Consider the following 20,694-nt stretch of genomic DNA (forward strand, 5'->3'; position numbering starts at 1 on the left):
AAACATCTTTAGAACGGCCTTTATCTTGATGCAGATATTAATACATGTCAGCTTATGTATAAGGATCTGGGAAGAGATGAATACTATGGTCAGATATTACGATAAATCACTGGGATTATCCTTTCCCATAATGGACAGTAGTAAGACCATACTTCTTAAGAAAGCGGGGCACATGTGAAATGAAAGCTACTGGAATTGTTCGGCGTATTGATGATCTCGGACGAGTGGTTATTCCCAAAGAAATTAGACGTACTCTACGGATTAGAGAAGGCGACCCACTGGAAATTTTCGTCGATCGGGACGGTGAAGTCATACTCAAGAAATATTCCCCGATTGGCGAGCTTGGTGACTTTGCAAAAGAGTACGCGGAGTCATTGTTCGAAGGTACTGGGCATATTACGATGATTGCTGATCGTGATACCTTTATTGCACTGGCTGGGGGCTCCAAGAAAGACTATTTGGAAAAACAAGTAGGAATTCTTTTGGAGAAGGTCATGGATAGTCGTAAGACTGTACTGGAAACCAACGAAGGCAGTTATGAAATCGCTAAAGATCATCCGGATTTGGTGTCCTCATATGTAGCCTCACCGATCATTTCCGGTGGAGATCCTATTGGTTGTGTAGTGATGGTAAGTAAGGATGATTCGGCGAAAATGTCGTCAATGGAAATAAAGATGGCCGAAACCGCCGCCGCATTCCTTGGCAAGCAAATGGAGCAGTAAACGTAATGTAGACCCCGCTTTCCTTTTGGTAACATACACAAAGGGCAAACGGGGTTTTGTCGTTCATACAAAACCGTTTCTACTTGTGGGCATACATACGTTATAATATAGAAATTCATCCCATCAAAGTTGTAGAAGCAGGTATTTTATGAAATCTAACTCACAAACATCACGGTTGCTGCAAGGGGCATTTATTCTAAGTGCAGCAGCGATTATTTCAAAGCTTATAGGTACACTTCAAAAAATCCCGCTGCAAAATCTAGGCGGAGATGCGGTATTTGGTATATACAACACAGTTTATCCCTTGTACACGATGTTGTTAACGGTAGCGATGCTGGGTTTGCCAGCGGCTATATCCAAATTTGTCGCTGAAGCCTCTGCAGGAAGACGGGATGACGAGGGTCGGCGGATTCTGCGGTTATCTGCGATTATAACGGGCATTAGCGGTTTGGTTATCGGAGCAATCACCTATGCAGGTGCGCCGATTATAGCTGGGTGGGTCGGCAACTCGCATGTGATGCCCGCTTTGCGAACAAGTGCTTGGGGACTGGCGTTCGTCCCAATCATGTCAGCTTTGCGCGGATACTTTCAGGGCCTTCATAATATGGTTCCGACGGCTGTGTCACAAATTGTAGAGCAGTCCGTACGCGTTACGGTGATGATTGTGCTGCTATTATATCTGACTTCGCTAGATGCAGGCGCTGAGAGCATCGCTGCTGGCGCATTGCTCGGCTCGGCTGGGGGAGGGGCAGCGGGCCTTGTGATTATGCTGCTATATTTGCGACGTCATCGGCGGCAATTAAGACAGGGAGTCCCTTTAGATGCTGACGCTTCTGTCGAAAGTCAGGATTTAAAGCCGCCCAATGCGGAAATTAAGGGGCGTGCCAATCAACGAATTATGGGCGTTAAAGCAGGAACCTTACTGGCTTATGGAATTCCTGTGATGCTAGGCGCGCTAGCAATGCCTCTTATCGGTCTTGTAGATGTATTCACTGTACCTCGCTTGCTATCCTCTGCAGGAAGTGAAGTGGAGGCGATGACACAGTTTGGTGTGTATAATCGCGGTTTGCCGCTAGTGCAGATTGTAACGATGATTGCCACTTCTTTGTCTGTTGTGTTCATTCCAGCCTTGGCAGAGGCAAAGTACAAGGGAGATATGAAGCTGATTGAGAGCCGTTGCAGCTTATCACTGCGTTGGTTCTGGCTGTTAGGTCTAGCGGCCTCAGCGGGCCTAGCAGTGCTTGCTGAGCCGATTAATATGGCTCTTTACGGCGACACCGCCGGTAGCAGCACTATGACTTGGCTGGCCTTAACCGCTGTTGGCGGTACGGTCAGCATCATCTCGGCTGCGCTCCTGCAGGGCCTCGGCTACGTGCGCGCCCCGGCCCTGCACCTTTTGGCCGCCGCGCTGCTCAAGGCGGTCCTGAACCTGCTGCTGGTTCCGCAGCAGGGCATTACCGGCGCAGCCATCGCTGGCGTGGCCGCGCATTCGTTCGCAGCAGCGCTCAATGTGCTGCTGCTGTACCACCAGGGCCATCTGCGGCTTCGCCTCGCAGATGCCCTGGCACGGCCCGCGCTGCTCACAGCGGGCCTGGCTCTTGCCGCCGCAGCCGCCAGCTGGGGCGTGAGCGCTGTGGCTACGGCCGCTGGCATCGGCGGCGGACGCACCGCCAGCTTGGCGCAGAGCCTGCTCGGAGTGCTCGCAGGCTGCGCTGTCTTTGCCGTAGGGGCTATAGCCCTGCGGCTCCTTAGCGAAAGCGAGCTGCGCCAGCTTCCGGGCTTCGGCCCGTCCCTGGCGGACAAGCTGAAGAAGCTGCGCTTATTTCCTTAATTAACGTTTACATCACCATATATAAATGCGGTCTGCTGAGACAGCCGCTTAAGAGGAGGAACAGACATGAGTGCAACATTAACAGTCGTCGGTCTTGGTTCAGGCAACCCTGATCGATTGACGCTAGGAATTGTAAAAAAATTGAAGGCAGCATCTGTTGTCTACGTGCGCACGAAAGAGCATCCGGTCATGGCTGCACTCTCTGAGCTTGAAATAGCTTCACAGTCCTTTGATGGGTTGTATGAATCTTTATCCTCATTTCCTGAGGTGTATGCAGCGATAACTTCAAAGCTGATTGAAGAGGCTCAAGCAGCAGCAGACGGTACAGATATTGTCTACGCGGTTCCGGGTCATCCTATGGTTGCGGAATCAGCGGTTTCGCAGCTGCGCGAGCGGTGTCCTGAGGAAGGCATTGAACTGCAAATATTGGGCGGAGAAAGCTTTCTCGACGAGGCGTTTGTTCGACTCGGGTTTGACCCCATCGAAGGATTCCAGTTACTAGATGCTTCAGGCATTCGCAGTGCTCAGCTTCAGCCTGAACTACATACTCTGATTGGTCAGGTGTACGATAGCTTTACAGCCTCGGAGACAAAATTATGTCTGATGGAGCTGTACCCGCCTGAATATGAAGTTGTTGTGGGTCATGCACTCGGTGTCGAGAACGAAGAAAGCATTGTAAGAGTTCCACTATACGAACTGGATCGACTCGACGGTTATGGTAACCTGTCACTAGTTTATGTACCTGCGAATCGCGATGAGAATCTAAGAAATCGTACCTTTGCCCGATTGCATGAGATTGTCGATATTCTTCGAAGCCCGGAAGGTTGTCCATGGGATCGGGAGCAGACACATGAATCCCTGCGCAAAAATTTAATCGAAGAAACCTACGAAGTCCTTGAAACGATTGATGAGGATGACCCCGATCATATGAAAGAGGAGCTGGGCGACCTTTTACTTCAAATTATGCTTCACTCTCAAATGGAGGAGGAGCTTGGCACGTTTAACGTGTATGACGTCATTGAAGGGCTGAATGATAAGCTTATCTTCCGTCACCCCCACGTATTCGGCGATACCAATGCAAATGATGCCGAAGAAGCGCTGAAGAACTGGGAGGGCATGAAGGCAGAAGAGAAGCGGCGTAAAGGTGTGAAGCCAGAGGAATTATCCGTTCTTAGTGGTGTTCCGCGTGATCTGCCTGCCCTTATGAAGGCATACAAGCTTCAGAAAAAAGCATCCAAGGTGGGCTTTGACTGGGACAACGCTACGGATTGCATAGCCAAGATTCGTGAGGAGATCGATGAGCTGCAGGAGGCGATTGACACAGATGCAGCATCAGATGATCAAATTCTAGAACTTGGAGATTTGTTGTTCGCAGTTACCAATGTCGCTCGTTTTATCGATGCAGATCCGGAAGAGGCATTAACCCGGACTAACCGCAAATTTGTGCGCCGATTTCAATATATTGAGCAAAGCTTGCAGCGCAAGGGAAAGAGTGTAAAGGATAGTAGTCTGGAAGAGATGGAAGAATTGTGGCAGGAAGCTAAGGCTGAGGAGCGAAAAGTCTAGTAATTCACAGCCCCATAACGGTATATGGACTCCAAAATGGGGCAATGCTGTGGATGTAGCTTTTATTTTCTGATTTAGAATGTGGCCAGTAGTTTAATAGTGCTATAGAATAGATTCTGCGACGATTTCTGAGAAATAACTGTTTCTTTTAAAAAAAAACGACGAATCGTGGCAGGATTTTAAGGTGACATCAAGAATAACATAAAGACGAAATGACGATTCGCCCCATATTATGGTGGTGATTCTCGTTTCATTTATTTTTTCGTATCCTAGGAGGAACTTTAAATTATGAACAAGACAGATTTGGTAAACAACATTTCCGAGAAAAACGGATTGGCAAAAAAAGATGTAGAAGCAGTATTGAACGGGTTCTTGGGTGAGATTACAGAAGCTTTGGCAAAAGGTGATAAAGTCCAACTGATCGGTTTCGGAACTTTTGAAACTCGCAAACGTGCAGGACGCACTGGTCGCAACCCGCAAACGGGCACAACGATTGAAATTCCAGAATCGACTGTACCGGCTTTCAAAGCTGGTAACAAGCTTAAAGAAGCCGTTAACTAATGCGTCTTGACAAATTCCTGAAAGTTTCCCGTTTGATTAAGCGCCGTACAGTGGCCAAGGATGTGTCCGAACAAGGTCGGGTGCTGATTAACGGGCGGGAATCTAAACCTAGTAGTGCAGTTAAGATCGGTGACGAGATTACTGTACAATTTGGACAAAAGCTTGTAACGGTCAAAGTAGAAAAGCTGGTCGAAACGACTCGCAAGGACGAGGCCGCTGGTATGTATACTCTAGTTCGGGAAGAGCCTGTTGCCAAAAGCAGCGGACTGGACTGGTAAGAGTATTTAATAGAAGAAGGCATAACTTTACATTCTGTAGAGTTGTGCCTTCTTTTTTCTTCTCTTATTTGAAGGACGGGATGTTCTATAACTTCTACTTCTGCCATAGATTAGAGGTAAGAAGGAGGGGTACATGCTATGATCGAGCCAGGAAAGGTAAATAAACAGCATGATCTGCACATGCGCAGTCGTAAGCAGCTAGAGTTGACGGGCGTGCAAAATGTGGAGAGCTTCGACAGCGAGGAATTTTTGCTTCGTACAGAACTCGGCCATCTCACCATTCGCGGGAATCATTTACATATTAAAAATTTAAGTCTGGAGAACGGAATGTTGTCTTTAGAGGGCAATGTACATTCCCTGATTTATCTCGATCCCGGATCGCAGGGCAAAAACAAAGGTCTACTCGGTAAGCTATTTAAATGAACCCTGCAGTTCAGTGGGTGACGCTGTTCTACATGATCATGGCCGGATTGGCAATGGGACTGGCCTATGACAGCTACCGGGTGCTGTCGCTGAAGTTCAATTTTCCCAAATGGCTGAATGCCATGCTAGATCTGCTGTATTGGATTTGGGCTGCGTTGCTCGTTTTTCGTATGCTTTATGCCGGAAATCAAGGACAATTGCGGTTTTATGTCTTTCTAGGTTTGTTTCTAGGAGTATGGATCTATTTTTTAATCTTCAGTGTTACCGTGAGGCGTTTTGTGTTAATGTTAATTCAATCGGTTCAGTATATGTGCAGGTTGCTATGGAGACTTGTGGAGATCTTGATAGGTACACCTCTTCTCTGGCTTTGGCGCTTTATTTTAGGACTGCTAAAGCTGCTAGGTCGTATTCTATGGTTCATCCTTAAGCTTCTGCTGCGTCTGTCGAAACCAATTTGGGTATTACCTGTAAGGTGGATCTCTCCACGGTTATCGCGGCTGACACATAGCGCATGGATTGTGAAGCTCACTGAATGGATTACCAAATGGCGGAAACGCTGACCTTGAATTAGGGGGTACGCTGCATGAACAGATTTACTGCGGAAGAGAAAAGTAATCATAGCAAAAATTCGGCCGCAGGCGCGAAGAGAAGAAGATTTATGTGGATTGTCTTTGTGGCAGTGTTTTTTGGTTGGGCGGGTTATACCTACTTCGATCAAGGCGCGGTCATTGCGGACAAGGGTGAGCAACTTGCTAAGAAACAGGAGACTAGTGAGGATGTCATGGCATCTTTAACTCAATTAAAATATGAATTATCTAGACTTAATGATGATGAGTATATTGGCCAATTAGCACGTAAATGGTACAATATCTATCCTCAAGGGGAAACTCCTATTCGAACAGAGCAATCGGAGCAATAATAGAGGCTAAAAGAGGCTTTTACTCTGTTGCCTTGCTTTGCTCTTTACTGTATAATCAAATCACCGCAGACAGATGACCTTAATATTCGTCTGTATATTTTTAAGGGAGGATCATTTTATTCTATGGCAATTGAAGTGGGCACCAAGTTAGAAGGCAAAGTGACAGGCATCACGCATTTCGGAGCATTTGTGGATCTGTCAGGAGGTGTCACAGGTCTCGTTCACATCTCGGAAATCGCCGATAATTATGTCAAGGATGTTAACGATCATCTGAAGATTAGTGATGTAGTAACAGTCAAGGTGATCAACGTCGATAAGGACGGCAAGATCGGACTTTCCATTAAGCAGGCTGTTGACAAGCCGGCATCGGAAGTACGTCCGCCTAGAGCTCCAAGACCAGAACGTCCTAGCGGCGGAGACCGTTTCGGCGGTGGAGGCGGCAGTGGTGGAGGCGGCGGTGGATTCAATCGTGAACGGGGTGGGCGTCCATTTAAGCCTGCAGCCGGTAAACCTTCATTCGAGGATAAAATGTCGCGATTCCTGAAAGACAGCGAAGAACGGATATCTTCGATTAAGAAGAACACAGAAGGAAAGCGCGGAGGCCGTGGAGCTAAACGCGTATAATCCAATACCTGTACATCATAAATAACCGCAGGGGCATTTCGCCCTTGCGGTTTTTTTGTCATGTCATATAAAATTGCCGACAGCATCCATGTCATTCTCACATAACTCTAGGGCAATCGCTGACGAATGACCGCCGCGTTAGCGCGTGAAACTGCGTTGTAAACAATCTTGAAACTAATCAACCTACCGCCCCACAAGGGATAGAACCCTTTTTTTAGAGATTGTACGCGAAGGCTTTTTTGTCGGAAATTTCTTATGAGTGTCCCTCCATTTTTGACAAACTTTCTCAAATCCCCGGCTATATAATGAGTACCATAAATTCTTAAACGGGTGGTGCAGGGGAATGAGTAAAAGCAACGTGGTAAATTTGCCAGAGTGGACAAGAGTGGGAAGTGAAGATAAGAAGCAGAGACAAGCCTTACGCACACGTATTACAGCTTGGGGTCAGAAGCAGCGGTATGTTCAGCTAATAGCAGCAAAGAAATGGATGCTTTTGCTCAGTTTCATGGGGTTTCTGCTGGGTAGAGCCATGATTTTGGACGAGCTATCTCCTTTTGCCGTTGCATACTTTGCCGTTATTGTGTTTATGCGTCGCGACTCTATTCTACCTGTAGCTGCAGCCATTATAGCTGGAAGTCTCTTTACTCCATTCCCTGGAGCTTTGGTTACTACTGCTGAGCTGATTATTTTCTTTCTAGTTTATAAAGGGCTGGAAAGTTATGAGCGAATAGATTTGTCCTATGCACCACTTATGGTGTTCGTGTCTTCGTTTATGGTTGGCTTGTTCCAGATCGTTATTGGACCTTCTCTTTCTTGGTATCCGCTGATGATGATAACACTAGATGCTCTACTAGGCTTTGTGCTTACATTGGTGTTCATTCAAGCACTGCCTCTACTAACCTATAAGCAAAAGAGTAGAGCGCTCAGGAATGAAGAGATTCTCTGCCTTATTATCTTACTTGCCTCAGTAATGACGGGTCTTGTAGGTTGGACCCTTAATGGTTTGTCTTTGGAGCATATATTGTCACGTTATTTAATTCTACTCTTTGCTATGGCAGGGGGTGCTCCTCTAGGGGCTGCTGTTGGGGTCGTCACCGGATTGATTCTCAGTTTGGCGGATATTAGTGCCATCTATCAGATGAGCCTGCTTGCTTTTTCCGGAATGCTAGCGGGAATGATGCAGGGGGGTCGAAAGGGTGCAGTATCTATTGGGATGTTACTAGGATCCACGATCCTTTCCGTCTATTTTACGGGTCCAGGTGATATGATGGCCTCAACATGGGAGACCTGCGTAGCGGTAGTGCTATTTCTTATAACGCCTAAGGCGATGATATCTGCCATAGCTAAATATGTTCCGGGCACGTCAGATCATAGCCGATCGCAACATGAATATGCGCGAAGGGTAAGGGATCTAACGGCAGAACGGGTGACGCAATTCTCACAGGTGTTCCAGCAGCTGTCGAGCAGCTTTGGGCAGATTCCACGCGCTGGAGAAGTAGGGAAGTCAGACCGTGAGATGGAGGATTTCATGAGTACGGTGACAGAGGGAGCCTGCGCAGGATGCATTCGACGTTCCCACTGCTGGGATGCAAAGTTCTATCAGACCTATAGATATATGACAGATATGATGACTACTGTTGAGGAGTGCCCTGATATTACAGCAGCTCAGCTACCTCCGGAATGGAGCCGGATTTGCGGTAAAACTGGTGAAGTGCTTGAAGTCATGAAAGGACAATATGATCTTTACCAACATGATATGCGATGGAAAAGACAAATATACGATAGTCGTCAATTTGTTGCCGAGCAGTTATCAGGCGTCTCACAGGTTATGGAGGACCTAGCGCGTGAAATAAAACGTGAGGGACAGGCCATGTATCGTCAGGAAGCCCAAATCCGTGAGACATTGGAGAAATTAGGGCTGTCTATCCATAGCATCGAAATCCTAAGTCTAGATCCTGGCCGTGTAGAAATAGAGGTGGTACATGCTTATACTCGTGGTTTTGATGAATGCCGTAAAATGATCGCTCCGCTACTCTCTGACATCCTGGATGAGAATATTGCTGTCATGAGCGAGACGGCAGTCCATCCTCGGGAAGGATTGTCAATGGTTACCTTCGGTTCAGCCAAGGCGTTTGAGATAAACACGGGAGTCGCTGTTGTTTCTAAAGGCGGAGATATGCTATCTGGCGACAGCTTCAGTACCGTAGAGCTTGGAAATGGCACCTTTGCAGTATCCATTAGCGATGGCATGGGAAATGGTGAACGGGCAAGGATGGAGAGCAGTGCCGCGCTTGGCATGTTAGAAAAGCTACTGCAATCCGGTATGGATGAGAAGCTGGCTGTAAAATCGGTAAACTCTATTCTCTTATTACGTTCTCCCGACGAGTTCTATGCTACCGTCGATATGGCTTTAATTGATCAGTATTCCGCACAGACAACCTTTATGAAGATTGCTTCCGCCCCGAGCTTTATCCGGAGGGGAAGTGAGGTTATTCCAATAACCTCTAGCAATCTGCCTATAGGAATCATTAAAGATATCGATGTGGATCTGATCAGCATGCAGCTTCGGGCGGGCGATATTTTGATTATGATGACCGATGGTATTTATGATGCTCCTGGATATGCCGTTAATAAGGAGATATGGATGAAACGGTTGATCCAAGAGCTCGAGGGGGATGATCCTCAAGATATGGCCGACAGCCTGTTAGATAAGGTAATCCGTTATCAGGGCAATGAGATCCATGATGACATGACGATTGTCGTCAGTCGTGTAGATCATTTCCATCCGGAATGGTCCAGCCTGCATATGCCTGGTGTCGGCCGAATGGAGCGTCCGCGTACGGTGAGTTAGATGGTTGGGCACGCGCGAAGTGTCGTATTGCCTGTATGTTTTAGCGCGCGCGAAGCGTCGTGTTGCTTGTATGTGTTTAGTACGCGCAAGGCGTCGTGCTTCTATAGGTTTAAGCACGCGCGAAGCGTCGTGTACACTGTTGTTGGTATAGGTCGAGGCGAGTCTGTGATGTGTAACTCGCCGGCCTCTACTATTTGCGTTTCAAAGGTTGGCTGACTTTGGCGCGTAATTTTTTCAGATCTTAACTGTTTACTAGTGAAGGTATGGAACGGAGAGAAATTTTGGAGCTGTAGAAGCGGGGCGTTCGCCTTTGTCCTCGGATTCCAACCGCAACAGGCGGTTCTAATCAGGGAATCTGAGGACAACAGCGATCGAAAGCCCAAACATTTCTCGCAGTTCCCCTATTCACTATCCCCACAGTTCAGATCACAAATTCCCCCCACAAAAGCGACCGTTTGAAATCTCTCATTTTTGGATATGCTAGAAACAGAGGTTTCAAACAAGGGGGAGTGGAGAGTCATGAAGCAGATATTGCTCATTACTGACGGTTGTTCAAACGTAGGGGAAAGTCCGGTGATGGCGGCGGCGCATGCCCTGCAGGAGGGAATCACCGTAAATGTAGTCGGTGTGGTCGATTATGGAACGATTGGGGAGCTTGGAAGTCGGGAAATAGCTGATATTGCTAAGGCCGGTGGGGGTCTTAGCCGTATAGTTGGAACGCCGCAGCTGGCGCAGACGATCCAGATGATGACACGAAAGACCGTGGTTCAGACGATCCAGCAAGCGGTTAATAAAGAGGTAAAAAAGATATTAGGTGAAGGGTCGCTGGAGCAGCTACCACCTGTTCAACGCTCACAGGTCGTTACAGTTGTAGATGAACTAACAGAAACATCGCCGCTGCGCATTGCACTCCTTATCGATGCAAGTGCTAGTATGAAGCCTAAACTGGGTGCTGTGGAAGATGCGATTCGCGATTTAGCACTCAGTTTGGAAGCAAGGGAAGGGAAGAGTGAGATTGCTGTGTTTCATTTTCCTGGAAATAACAGCAGTGAGGATGCTAGACTTGATTTAGATTGGACTAAGGATATGTCAGGTATTCGTACGCTATTCTCCAAATTACACATGAGAGGCGCAACGCCGACGGGTCCAGCTATTTTCAGGGTGCTTGAACATTATCGTTATGATACACTGGATGAACATCGTGGACGCCAAATGGATGACCACGACGAAAGAGAAGGGATGATTGGTGGGTATGTCGTCTAATCCGTCCTATCCTACTGGCACCTTAATTACCGGCAAATGGCGTGGAAACCGTTATGTCGTGGAGCGGATGCTGGGAAGGGGCGCGAACGGAACCGTATATCTTGTGCAAAGAGAAGGCAGACGGGAATGGTACGCGCTAAAAATCGGATACGATACACTTGAGCTTCAATCGGAGATCAATGTACTGACGTCGCTGCAATCGCGTCGAAAGCGCAATGAACACCGTGCTCGTCGTGAATCTCCATTATCTTCTTATTTTTTGGAATCGGATGATTTTGCGAATGGAAATAACGTACCCTTTTATGTCATGCGGTATGTTGAAGGCAAGCCTCTGCATCATTTTCTATCGAAGAATGGACCGGAATGGTTAGGCTTGGTGGGGCTTGGCTTACTCGATAAGCTGCGCACATTGCATGAATGCGGATTTGTGTTTGGGGATTTAAAGCCGGAGAATGTAATGGTGTCCAATTACGGTGAAGTGGAGCTGATCGATTTTGGAGGCGCAAGCCCTAAAGGCCGCAGTGTGAAGCAGTTTACCGAATGGCATGATCGTGGCTTTTGGAATGCAGGCAGCCGCACGAGTGATGAGGGGTATGATCTCTTCGCTTTTGCTGTGCTATGTCTTCGTCTTCTCAATGAAGAGGGACTCAAGAAAGCTGCGTTGCAGCTGCCGCAGACAAGAAGTGTAGATGAGCTTTTTAAGCTGGCTAGAAATCTACCCGACAAGAAACTATCCTCTTGGATTTGTTTGGCGTTAAAAGGAGGTTTCACCGGTTCCGCAGATGCTACAGAGCTCTGGCGAAATCATATTTACAATTCGCGTAGAAAGCGACCTGACAGTATGGACACACCTCGCTGGCTCAAGAATGCTTTTGCATTATCCTTGTTCGTGCTTGCCTTTACGATTTATTGGGTATTTCGGTTTTGAACTTATACATATAGTTGAGAGAAGGGGGGCCGCATATGGAGCAAATGAATGGACTGGTGGAGTCAGTATTGGAGTCAGCAGCCGAGCATGAGCTGTGGGCACCCCATGACACCATTGTAGTCGCAGTTTCCGGCGGCCCGGATTCTGTGGCTCTTTTGCATGTTTTGCATGAAATAGCTTTAAACGTTATGCCGCTTACCTTAATATGTGCTCATGTGAATCACGGATTTAGACCGGAATCTAAGGAAGAGGCAGAGCTAGTACGTGGTATGGCTGAACAATTGGGACTGCCCTTTGAGTTAGCCGAATTCGATATTCCCTCTTTGACCAAAGAGAGTGGACTCGGTCCTGAAGGGACAGCACGTGAGAAGCGATATGAATTTCTGATTGATACCGCACACCGGTATGGGGCGCGTTCCGTTGCTCTGGCTCATCATGCGGATGATCAGGCAGAGACGGTGATTATGCGTTTATTGCGAGGAAGCGGTTTATCGGGACTGTCTGGTATCAAGTGGAAAAGAACAGAAAAAAAGGTGGAACTCATTCGTCCTTTCCTACGTATTAACAAAACGGCTCTTCTTGGGTTATGTCAGAATGAAGGTTTCACCTATGCCGAGGATGCCACTAATCTACTGACGAAGTACAAGCGGAATGCTGTTCGATTGGAAGTTCTTCCTTTTCTTGAAAGGTATAATGGCAGAGTGAGGCAGTCACTTGTGCAGCTTGCGGAAATTGCGGGGGCTGAGGATGAATATATGGAGGCATCTGCGGTAAAATGCTTTGAAGAGCTGGTTTCGGAAGGGGAAGGGAAATATACCTTTAACAGAGCTTCATTTGCGGCCATACCCTCCGCTTTACAACGGCGTTTGATTAAACTAATATTAAATTATCTGTCGGCGGATCTATCTGCCCTTGATTTCTCCAAGATTGAATCTGTACGTCGGGGAACGCTGCAGAGCTATCCTACCACCTGGAGTTTGGATTTAGGTGGAGGCCTGACTTGTGTGCGGCAATATGATATCATCTTGTTCTCGTCCAAGCCCGCGCAGCAACAGGCAAGCTATACATATCGTCTGTTTTTACCGGACTCCGAGCTTAAGCTGGAGGAAATAGGTAAGGTGATGTCGATGGCGGTGCTGGAGAGAGAAAACTTTTTTGTACAGGGGGAGGATTATGGGAAGATGTCGGCTTGGTTTGACCGTGATGAACTGGTCTTCCCACTGACGATTCGTTCCCGATTGCCTGGAGATACCATAAGAATCATGGGATTAAACGGAAGCAAAAAGGTAAAAGATATTTATATTGACGATAAAATACCTGCTTCTGAACGCTCTATGATCCCCCTAGTTTGTGATGGTTTGGGCAATATCGTCTGGATTCCGGGCGTAAGACGCTCGATGCATGCCGCAGTAGGGCGGCAAACGACCAAGGTACTTCTACTGTCTTTGGCAGAGCTGGAGGACCGAGAAGAAACGTAATGGTCGAAGTAAGTCTTTCATAGTATAACTTAGGAGGTTTCGCAAGTTGCAAAACGATATTCAAGAAGTATTGATCACCGAAGAGGAACTTCAGCAGAAAATTAAGGAGCTCGGCCAAACACTGAGCGAAGAATACGCAGGACGTACCCCTTTAGTCATTTGTGTACTAAAAGGCGCGTTTATATTTATGGCAGATCTGGTTAAAGCCATTACAGTACCTGTTGAGATGGATTTCATGGCAGTATCCAGCTATGGAGCATCCACCAAGTCCTCTGGTGTTGTCAAAATTATTAAAGATTTGGATGTATCGGTAGAAGGCCGCGATATCTTGATCGTTGAAGATATTATTGACAGTGGCCTTACACTCAGCTATTTGATTGAGCTGCTCCGCAATCGCAATGCTGCTTCTATCAATGTGGTTACCTTGTTTGATAAGCCATCAGGTCGTACGGTTAATCTTGAAGCCAAATATACAGGCTTCGTATTGCCAGACGAATTTGTAGTGGGCTACGGATTGGATTATGCCGAGCGGTATCGGAACCTCCCATATGTTGGAGTGCTGAAACCTGAGATTTATTCCAATTGAACTATTGATTGCCTTGATCATAGGGATCGGGCACCCTTGGCTTCCTTTATTTGAGGTGTCCCAAGAGGCTATGGTACAATAACTTGAGTGTTGCGAGAGGAGGTAGGGGATGAATCGGTTCATCCGGAATTCTGGTTTTTATTTGATTTTATTTTTAGTCGTGGTGGGTATTGTCCAGTTTGTGAGCAATGGAAATGAAGCCGCCGATTTCCCTAGATACGACGAGTTACGGCAGGAGATCAAGAACAACAATGTGAAGGATTTGACGGTTCAGTTTGAGGGTAATGCCTTTCTAGTTACAGGCGAATATAGAGAGTTGCCTGCCGATACTAAATCGAAAAGCTTCTCCACATATATTCCTCCAACAGATGCTGCTATCAATGAACTGATTCAGGCCAGTGATGTAAATGGGATTCAGTTAACTCAGAAGAAGATGGAAGGCACTAGTATTTGGATAACATTCCTCTCTTCCATTATCCCGCTGGTTATTATGTTCATCTTGTTCTTCTTCCTGTTTAACCAGGCGCAAGGCGGCGGCGGTAAAGTAATGAATTTCGGCAAGAGCAAGGCTCGGTTATATAATGAAGAGAAGAAGAAAATCAGCTTTGAGGATGTTGCAGGGGCGGACGAAGAGAAGCAAGAGCTTGTCGAAGTCGTTGAGTTCCTGAAAGATCCGCGCAAATTTGCAGCTGTCGGTGCACGTATCCCTAAAGGCGTACTGCTTGTAGGTCCTCCGGGAACAGGTAAAACATTGCTTGCACGTGCAGTAGCAGGTGAAGCCGGTGTTCCTTTCTTCAGTATTTCCGGTTCTGACTTTGTGGAAATGTTCGTGGGTGTCGGTGCTTCTCGGGTACGTGATTTGTTCGAAAACGCCAAGAAGAACGCGCCATGTATTATCTTCATTGATGAAATTGATGCTGTGGGTCGTCAACGCGGCGCCGGACTCGGCGGCGGACATGACGAGCGTGAACAGACACTTAACCAATTGCTGGTTGAGATGGATGGATTCGGTGGTAACGAAGGCATTATTATTGTTGCGGCAACTAACCGTGCTGATATACTTGATCCTGCATTACTTCGTCCAGGACGTTTTGACCGTCAAATTACGGTTGACCGCCCTGACGTAAAAGGTCGTGAAGCAGTACTTAAGGTTCACGCTCGTAACAAGCCGCTTACGAAAGATGTAAGACTGGATGTTGTCGCTAAACGCACAACCGGATTCACAGGCGCGGATCTGGAGAATCTGTTAAACGAAGCAGCATTGCTAGCTGCACGTCGTAACCGCAAAGATATTTCCATGATTGAAGTGGATGAAGCCATTGACCGTGTTATCGTAGGTACTGAGAAACGAAGTCGTGTTATCAGTGACCGTGAGAAACGCATTGTAGCTTACCATGAAGCAGGCCATACTATAGCTGGTTATTTCCTTGAGCATGCTGATATGGTTCATAAAGTTACAATCATCCCACGCGGTCGTGCTGGCGGATATGTTATTATGCTTCCGAAGGAAGATCGGATGATCGTTACCAAGCAGGAGCTTTTGGATAAGGTTACTGGATTACTTGGTGGACGTGTTGCCGAAGAATTGTTTATTGGTGAGATCGGTACGGGCGCATACAGTGACTTCCAACAGGCTACGCGCATCGTGCGTGCCATGATCATGGAGTACGGTATGAGCGATAAGCTTGGACCTATGCAGTTCGGCTCTTCTCAAGGCCAAGTATTCTTGGGTCGTGATATTGGGCATGAACAGAATTATAGTGATTCCATTGCTTATGAGATTGATCAAGAAATGCAGAACTTTATTACTTCGAGCTACGAACGTTGTAAAGAGCTGTTGCTCAAATACTCTAAAGAAATGCATCTGATTGCCAATACGTTACTGGAGAAGGAAACACTTGAGCTTGATCAGATTAAAGAGCTGATTGAACAAGGATTCCTTTCTGAAGATGGTAAGGCTGAGGGTGGCGAAGGCGTTGCACTTGAAGTTGGCGAACCTGTCATTGATAATATCGGTGATGTGCGTGTCCGCATTCAAAGCAAGTCTGAAGATACTGATTCCACGCCTCCGAACCTATCTAAGGAAATCCCGAACAAACCTGAATCTGAAGGTAATGACGGATCTGATGATGACAATAAAGGCGGCGGAACTAGCCTTACCTAAGCAGGATCACTATTCATAAGATGTAAATTAATCCGGAGAGCGTAATTGTTCTCCGGATTTTTTATTTTAATTTTTAGGCAATTTCATGCTTGGAAGCCTGTCTAGTCACATTGACAGGGGCTGGAACGTTGTGTACATTAGTGATTAATATTACTTACTATTATTATCAGCTTATTCATTTTTTCAGATGATGGCTCATGCCATTTGATAACATCGCACCGGCGTAAAGCCGTGAAGATTTAAGGGGGAGAACAATCGGTGGAAGCTCTGGCACTTGAGCGTAAGCAGGAACAGAATCGAGAACTTCGTATACGTCTTGAACAGCTTAAGAAGGAAAGAAACGCAATCATTTTAGCTCATTATTATCAACGTGATGAAATTCAGGAGGTTGCTGATTTCCGGGGAGACTCTTTTTTACTCGCTCAGAAGGCTGCAGAAACTGATGCAGAGGTTATCGTATTCTGCGGTGTTCATTTTATGGGGGAAAGTGCTAAAATTCTGGCTCCAAACAAAACCGTCCTTATTCCTGATGAACGTGCAGGCTGCCCAATGGCTGATATGGTCAATGTAGACGGTTTGCGTAAGCTTAAAGCGCAACATCCAAATGCTAAAGTGGTTACTTATATCAACTCGTCTGCAGAAATTAAAGCGGAAACTGATATCTGTTGTACCTCTGCCAATGCAGTGAAAGTAATCGAATCCCTCGATGCTGAAGAAATTATCTGGGTACCCGATAAGAATCTTGGCCAATACGTACAAGATCAGACCGGCAAAAAGCTGATTATCTGGGAAGGCTATTGCAACACTCACGACATGTTGACTGTTAAAGATGTAGTAGAAATGAGAGCGAAATACCCAGAAGCAGAATTTGTAGTTCATCCAGAATGTCGTCCGGAAGTAGTGGCCATGGGTGATTATGTAGGTAGTACCACATCCATTCTCGAGTACTGCCGGAAATCCGACCGTAAGCAGTTTATCGTTGGGACCGAGGACGGTACTGGATATCAGCTACGTAAGGATAGTCCAGATAAAGAATTCCATTTTGCTACAAAATTTCTTGTGTGTCCAAATATGAAAGTTAACAATCTAAAAAAACTGGTGAAATGCCTGGAGACGATGAAGCCACAAATCTATGTACCGCCTGCTGTCGCCGACAAAGCCAGAACTTCCCTAGAGCGCATGCTACAAGTCCGGTAGTATGCGCTACTCTTTCGTTGAAACAGGTGAAAAGCGGTCATGATTCCACAATATTTGGTTGATTTTGATCTTCGGGATATTCCTAAAGTAAAGACAGATTGTATTGTTATCGGTTCAGGGATTGCTGGATTGTTCACGGCTATTAAAGCCAGTGAAGATCGGCGTGTCATAATGATCACAAAGAAATCAGTAATGGAGAGTAATACCCGCTATGCACAGGGGGGGATTGCAGCTGTTATAGCCGAGGATGATTCCCCTGCTTACCACCGGCAGGATACCCTAATGGCTGGAGCAGGTCTTTGCTCATCATCAGCTGTCGATGCACTTGTTAATGAAGGGCCCGATGGAGTTCATGAGCTAATTCGTTTAGGCACGCTTTTTGATAAAGAAGATGGGGTACTGGCTTTGACTCAGGAAGGAGCGCATAGCCACCGTCGTATTTTGCATGCTAATGGAGATGCTACAGGTTATGAGATTGTTCGTGCTTTGGCTGAACAGGTAGCTGAACATGAGAACATTGAGGTGTGGGATGATCATTATGTCATTGATCTCATCACTGAAGGTGGAGAATGTGTAGGCGCATTGTTGCAGCGTCCCGGCGGCGGACGGTTATTCCTGCAAGGGGATGCGACTATTTTGTGCTCTGGTGGAGCAGGACAATTATTTAGATACACTACCAACCCTGAAGTAGCTACAGGCGACGGGGTAGCCATTGCTTATCGTGCCGGCGCTCATATACGAGATATGGAATTTATTCAATTTCATCCTACAGCATTGAGTTATCCTGGAGCTCCTAGATTCCTAATCTCCGAAGCAGTTCGTGGGGAAGGAGCAGTATTGCGCAATATTAATGGAGAGCGGTTCATGGAACGTTATCATGAGCTACTTGAGCTAGCCCCACGAGATATTGTAGCTCGGGCTATTATAAGTGAAATGGAGCTTACAAAGTCAACGTTTGTCTATTTGGATATTACGCATGAATCCCCAGAAATGGTGAAGCATCGTTTCCCTACAATACATGAGACATGTATGGGCTATGGACTAGATATTACAAGTGATTGGATTCCAGTGGCTCCAGCTGCGCATTATATGATGGGGGGCATTAAGACCGATCTGAATGGGGAGAGTACGATCCCTCGCTTATTTGCTTGTGGGGAGGTATCTTCCACAGGCGTACATGGGGCTAATCGATTAGCAAGCAATTCTTTATCGGAGGCAGTTGTTTTTGGGCGTCGCATTATTGAGCGGATTCGCAAATTATCCCCTCTTGGACGTGATATTATATCAGTTAGCAGCAACGAGGGGCGTGTTGATTCGTCAACTCAAGCTATTGTGGAACGCCGTTTGAAGCTACAGAAGGTAATGGTTCGGTACGCTGGATTACGACGTAATGAAGAGACCTTATCTAAGGGAATAGAAGAATTGAAACGGCAGCTCCCCATCTTTGGATCAGTATTGACTAAACGTGAGGAATACGAGTTCGCTAATATGCTGACCTGCTGTTTGCTCGTGACAGAGTCCGCTCTAGCACGGGAAGAGAGTCGCGGGGCACATTACCGTGAGGATTACCCGCAGCGAAGTGATAATCAGTGGCGGAAGCACCTGCTTCAAATTCGCGATCTGGGAATAGTGGAGGAATTAAGCGATGATGTTTAATGGTTACAATGAAGAACTAGTACAATCCATCAAGGCGTGGTTGCGGGAAGATGTAGGTTCCGGGGATGTAACGACCCAGATGACGATACCTGTAGGCCATGAGTCTAAAGGGATTATTCATGCTAAGGAAGACGGCATAATTTGTGGTATCCCAATTGCAGAGCTGGTTTTTGAAATTGTTGATCCTACGCTTAGCTTTACAGCCCTTGTAGAAGAAGGTCAAGCAGTAACAAAAGGGACTGTAATTATTGAGGTGGAGGGCAGCACACACGCAATTCTTACAGGTGAACGGCTTGCACTGAACTTAATGCAGCGCCTTTCGGGTGTTGCATCACGTACGGCATCTTTCGTACAGGTGCTCGATGGATTACCGACTCGTCTAGTAGATACACGTAAGACTACCCCAGGACATCGCATGCTGGAGAAATATGCAGTTCGTGTTGGTGGAGGCTTTAATCATCGTTTTGGTCTATATGATGCGGTTATGATCAAGGACAATCATATTAAAGGTGCGGGTGGTATTCGGCAGGCAGTAGGCCGCGCTCGGAAGAACATTCCACATACGATGAGCATTGAAGTAGAGACTGAGAATTTAGAACAAGTGGAAGAGGCGCTGGCAGCAGGTGCTGATATTATTATGCTAGATAATATGTCTAATGAGATGATGAAGCAAGCTGTGGCTAGGATTAAAGCTAAAGCTCCACATGTTAAGACAGAGGCCTCCGGCAACGTATCGTTAGAAACGGTTCGTGGGATTGCAGAAACAGGCGTGGATGTGATTTCTGTAGGACGACTTACGTACTCTTTCTCCAGTCTGGATATTAGTCTAGACCTTAATGCCAAGAAGGAAGGGTCCTCATCATGATGCTTGCTGTTGATATCGGCAATACCAATATTGTTCTCGGTGTATACAGAAAGCGCGAATTGTTGCATCATTTTCGGCTAAGTACTGCGCGCCAATCCACCGTGGATGAGTATGGAGTGCTGATACACAATCTTTTTCAGATGTCAGGGATCTCTGTCAAAGATGTGGAAGGTGTAATTATATCCTCAGTAGTTCCACCGCTGGTTAAGACTATCGTGGATATGTGTATAAAGTATTTAGGCAAAGATCCGTTACTCGTGGGACCAGGGATAAAAACGGGACTCAATCTTCGCTATGAGAATCCGCGTGAGATTGGAGCAGACCGGATTGTTAATGCTGTGGCTGCGATTGAACAATATAAATGTCCGCTTGTTGTTGTTGATTTTGGTACGGCTACGACCTTCGACTGTATCGATGCAGGGGCTAATTATCTTGGAGGAGCGATTGTTCCGGGTCTTGTTATTTCTACAGAGGCTTTATACCAGCGAGCGTCGAAACTGCCACGAATTGAGTTGGAGAAGCCTAAAAAGGTTATCGGACGTAATACGGTTCACGCTATGCAGGCTGGTATTATTTTTGGGTATGCAGGCCAAGTGGAGGGGATTGTAAAGCGTATCAAAATCGAGATGAACGCTCCGGAACTGAAGGTTATTTCTACTGGAGGCCTCGCTTCGCTAATTGCGGGGGAGACGGATTGTATCGACGAAGTAAATCCTATGTTAACACTAGAGGGATTACGAATTATTTATGACCGTAACCAATAAAGATAAAGAAGCCTAAAG

Annotated in this window: 19 protein-coding genes; all 19 read left to right on the top strand. The window is 46.5% G+C overall.

What is annotated here, in order from left to right; all coding sequences use genetic code 11:
- Positions 1-179: 179 nt before the first annotated feature.
- The 19 genes from spoVT to QNH28_RS00360 all read left to right on the top strand — a co-directional run bounded on the left by spoVT (position 180) and on the right by QNH28_RS00360 (position 20,676).
- Entirely contained in the window at positions 180-722 is a 543-nt protein-coding gene (gene spoVT / locus QNH28_RS00270; RefSeq protein WP_234540341.1) for a stage V sporulation protein T, read from the top strand.
- A gap of 148 nt (positions 723-870) precedes the next feature.
- Positions 871-2,553 carry a putative polysaccharide biosynthesis protein gene (locus QNH28_RS00275; protein WP_283909697.1) on the top strand — a complete coding sequence of 561 codons (1,683 nt, stop codon included), beginning with the start codon at positions 871-873 and terminating at the stop codon, positions 2,551-2,553.
- A 66-nt stretch (positions 2,554-2,619) separates the two neighbouring features.
- The gene (gene yabN, locus QNH28_RS00280; protein ID WP_283909698.1) at positions 2,620-4,119 is read left to right on the top strand and encodes a bifunctional methyltransferase/pyrophosphohydrolase YabN; all 1,500 of its coding nucleotides are present in this window, start codon (positions 2,620-2,622) and stop codon (positions 4,117-4,119) included.
- A gap of 288 nt (positions 4,120-4,407) precedes the next feature.
- Positions 4,408-4,680 (top strand): HU family DNA-binding protein, encoded by a 273-nt coding sequence (locus QNH28_RS00285; RefSeq protein WP_036678778.1) that lies wholly within the window; start codon positions 4,408-4,410, stop codon positions 4,678-4,680.
- A complete protein-coding gene (locus QNH28_RS00290) occupies positions 4,680-4,958 on the top strand; it encodes an RNA-binding S4 domain-containing protein (protein ID WP_042183857.1) in 279 nt (92 codons plus the stop codon). Before QNH28_RS00285 ends, QNH28_RS00290 begins: the two co-directional genes overlap by 1 nt.
- Before the next feature lie 138 nt (positions 4,959-5,096).
- Positions 5,097-5,381: a sporulation protein YabP gene (gene yabP / locus QNH28_RS00295; RefSeq protein WP_042123140.1), complete on the top strand. Its 285-nt coding sequence runs from the start codon at positions 5,097-5,099 to the stop codon at positions 5,379-5,381.
- Positions 5,378-5,941 (top strand): spore cortex biosynthesis protein YabQ, encoded by a 564-nt coding sequence (yabQ, locus tag QNH28_RS00300; protein WP_283909699.1) that lies wholly within the window; start codon positions 5,378-5,380, stop codon positions 5,939-5,941. The genes yabP and yabQ overlap by 4 nt, the downstream gene beginning before the upstream one ends.
- 23 nt (positions 5,942-5,964) lie before the next feature.
- On the top strand, positions 5,965-6,300 hold the full coding sequence (locus tag QNH28_RS00305) for an FtsB family cell division protein (protein ID WP_283909700.1): 336 nt from the start codon (positions 5,965-5,967) through the stop codon (positions 6,298-6,300).
- A 123-nt stretch (positions 6,301-6,423) separates the two neighbouring features.
- Positions 6,424-6,924, top strand: a complete 501-nt coding sequence (locus QNH28_RS00310) for a S1 domain-containing RNA-binding protein (RefSeq protein ID WP_036678766.1) — start codon at positions 6,424-6,426, stop codon at positions 6,922-6,924.
- 343 nt (positions 6,925-7,267) lie between these two features.
- A complete protein-coding gene (spoIIE, locus tag QNH28_RS00315; RefSeq protein WP_283909701.1) occupies positions 7,268-9,775 on the top strand; it encodes a stage II sporulation protein E in 2,508 nt (835 codons plus the stop codon).
- Positions 9,776-10,294: 519 nt separating this feature from the next.
- The gene (locus tag QNH28_RS00320; RefSeq protein WP_283909702.1) at positions 10,295-11,038 is read left to right on the top strand and encodes a vWA domain-containing protein; all 744 of its coding nucleotides are present in this window, start codon (positions 10,295-10,297) and stop codon (positions 11,036-11,038) included.
- Positions 11,028-11,966, top strand: coding sequence for a serine/threonine protein kinase (locus QNH28_RS00325; protein WP_283909703.1), 939 nt, complete (start codon positions 11,028-11,030; stop codon positions 11,964-11,966). The genes QNH28_RS00320 and QNH28_RS00325 overlap by 11 nt, the downstream gene beginning before the upstream one ends.
- A 35-nt stretch (positions 11,967-12,001) precedes the next feature.
- The gene (tilS, locus tag QNH28_RS00330) at positions 12,002-13,444 is read left to right on the top strand and encodes a tRNA lysidine(34) synthetase TilS (RefSeq protein WP_283909704.1); all 1,443 of its coding nucleotides are present in this window, start codon (positions 12,002-12,004) and stop codon (positions 13,442-13,444) included.
- A gap of 46 nt (positions 13,445-13,490) precedes the next feature.
- Positions 13,491-14,030, top strand: coding sequence for a hypoxanthine phosphoribosyltransferase (hpt, locus tag QNH28_RS00335; protein WP_283909705.1), 540 nt, complete (start codon positions 13,491-13,493; stop codon positions 14,028-14,030).
- Between the two features lie 109 nt (positions 14,031-14,139).
- A complete protein-coding gene (gene ftsH / locus QNH28_RS00340; RefSeq protein ID WP_283909706.1) occupies positions 14,140-16,194 on the top strand; it encodes an ATP-dependent zinc metalloprotease FtsH in 2,055 nt (684 codons plus the stop codon).
- Positions 16,195-16,452: 258 nt separating this feature from the next.
- Positions 16,453-17,391, top strand: a complete 939-nt coding sequence (gene nadA, locus QNH28_RS00345; RefSeq protein ID WP_042183878.1) for a quinolinate synthase NadA — start codon at positions 16,453-16,455, stop codon at positions 17,389-17,391.
- Positions 17,392-17,430: 39 nt separating this feature from the next.
- Positions 17,431-19,047 (top strand): L-aspartate oxidase, encoded by a 1,617-nt coding sequence (nadB, locus tag QNH28_RS00350; protein ID WP_283909707.1) that lies wholly within the window; start codon positions 17,431-17,433, stop codon positions 19,045-19,047.
- Positions 19,037-19,912: a carboxylating nicotinate-nucleotide diphosphorylase gene (gene nadC / locus QNH28_RS00355; protein WP_283909708.1), complete on the top strand. Its 876-nt coding sequence runs from the start codon at positions 19,037-19,039 to the stop codon at positions 19,910-19,912. The genes nadB and nadC overlap by 11 nt, the downstream gene beginning before the upstream one ends.
- A complete protein-coding gene (locus QNH28_RS00360; protein WP_283909709.1) occupies positions 19,909-20,676 on the top strand; it encodes a type III pantothenate kinase in 768 nt (255 codons plus the stop codon). The genes nadC and QNH28_RS00360 overlap by 4 nt, the downstream gene beginning before the upstream one ends.
- Positions 20,677-20,694: the final 18 nt, after the last annotated feature.

The sequence above is a fragment of the Paenibacillus sp. G2S3 genome (assembly GCF_030123105.1).
Taxonomy (GTDB): Bacteria; Bacillota; Bacilli; order Paenibacillales; family Paenibacillaceae; genus Paenibacillus_AQ.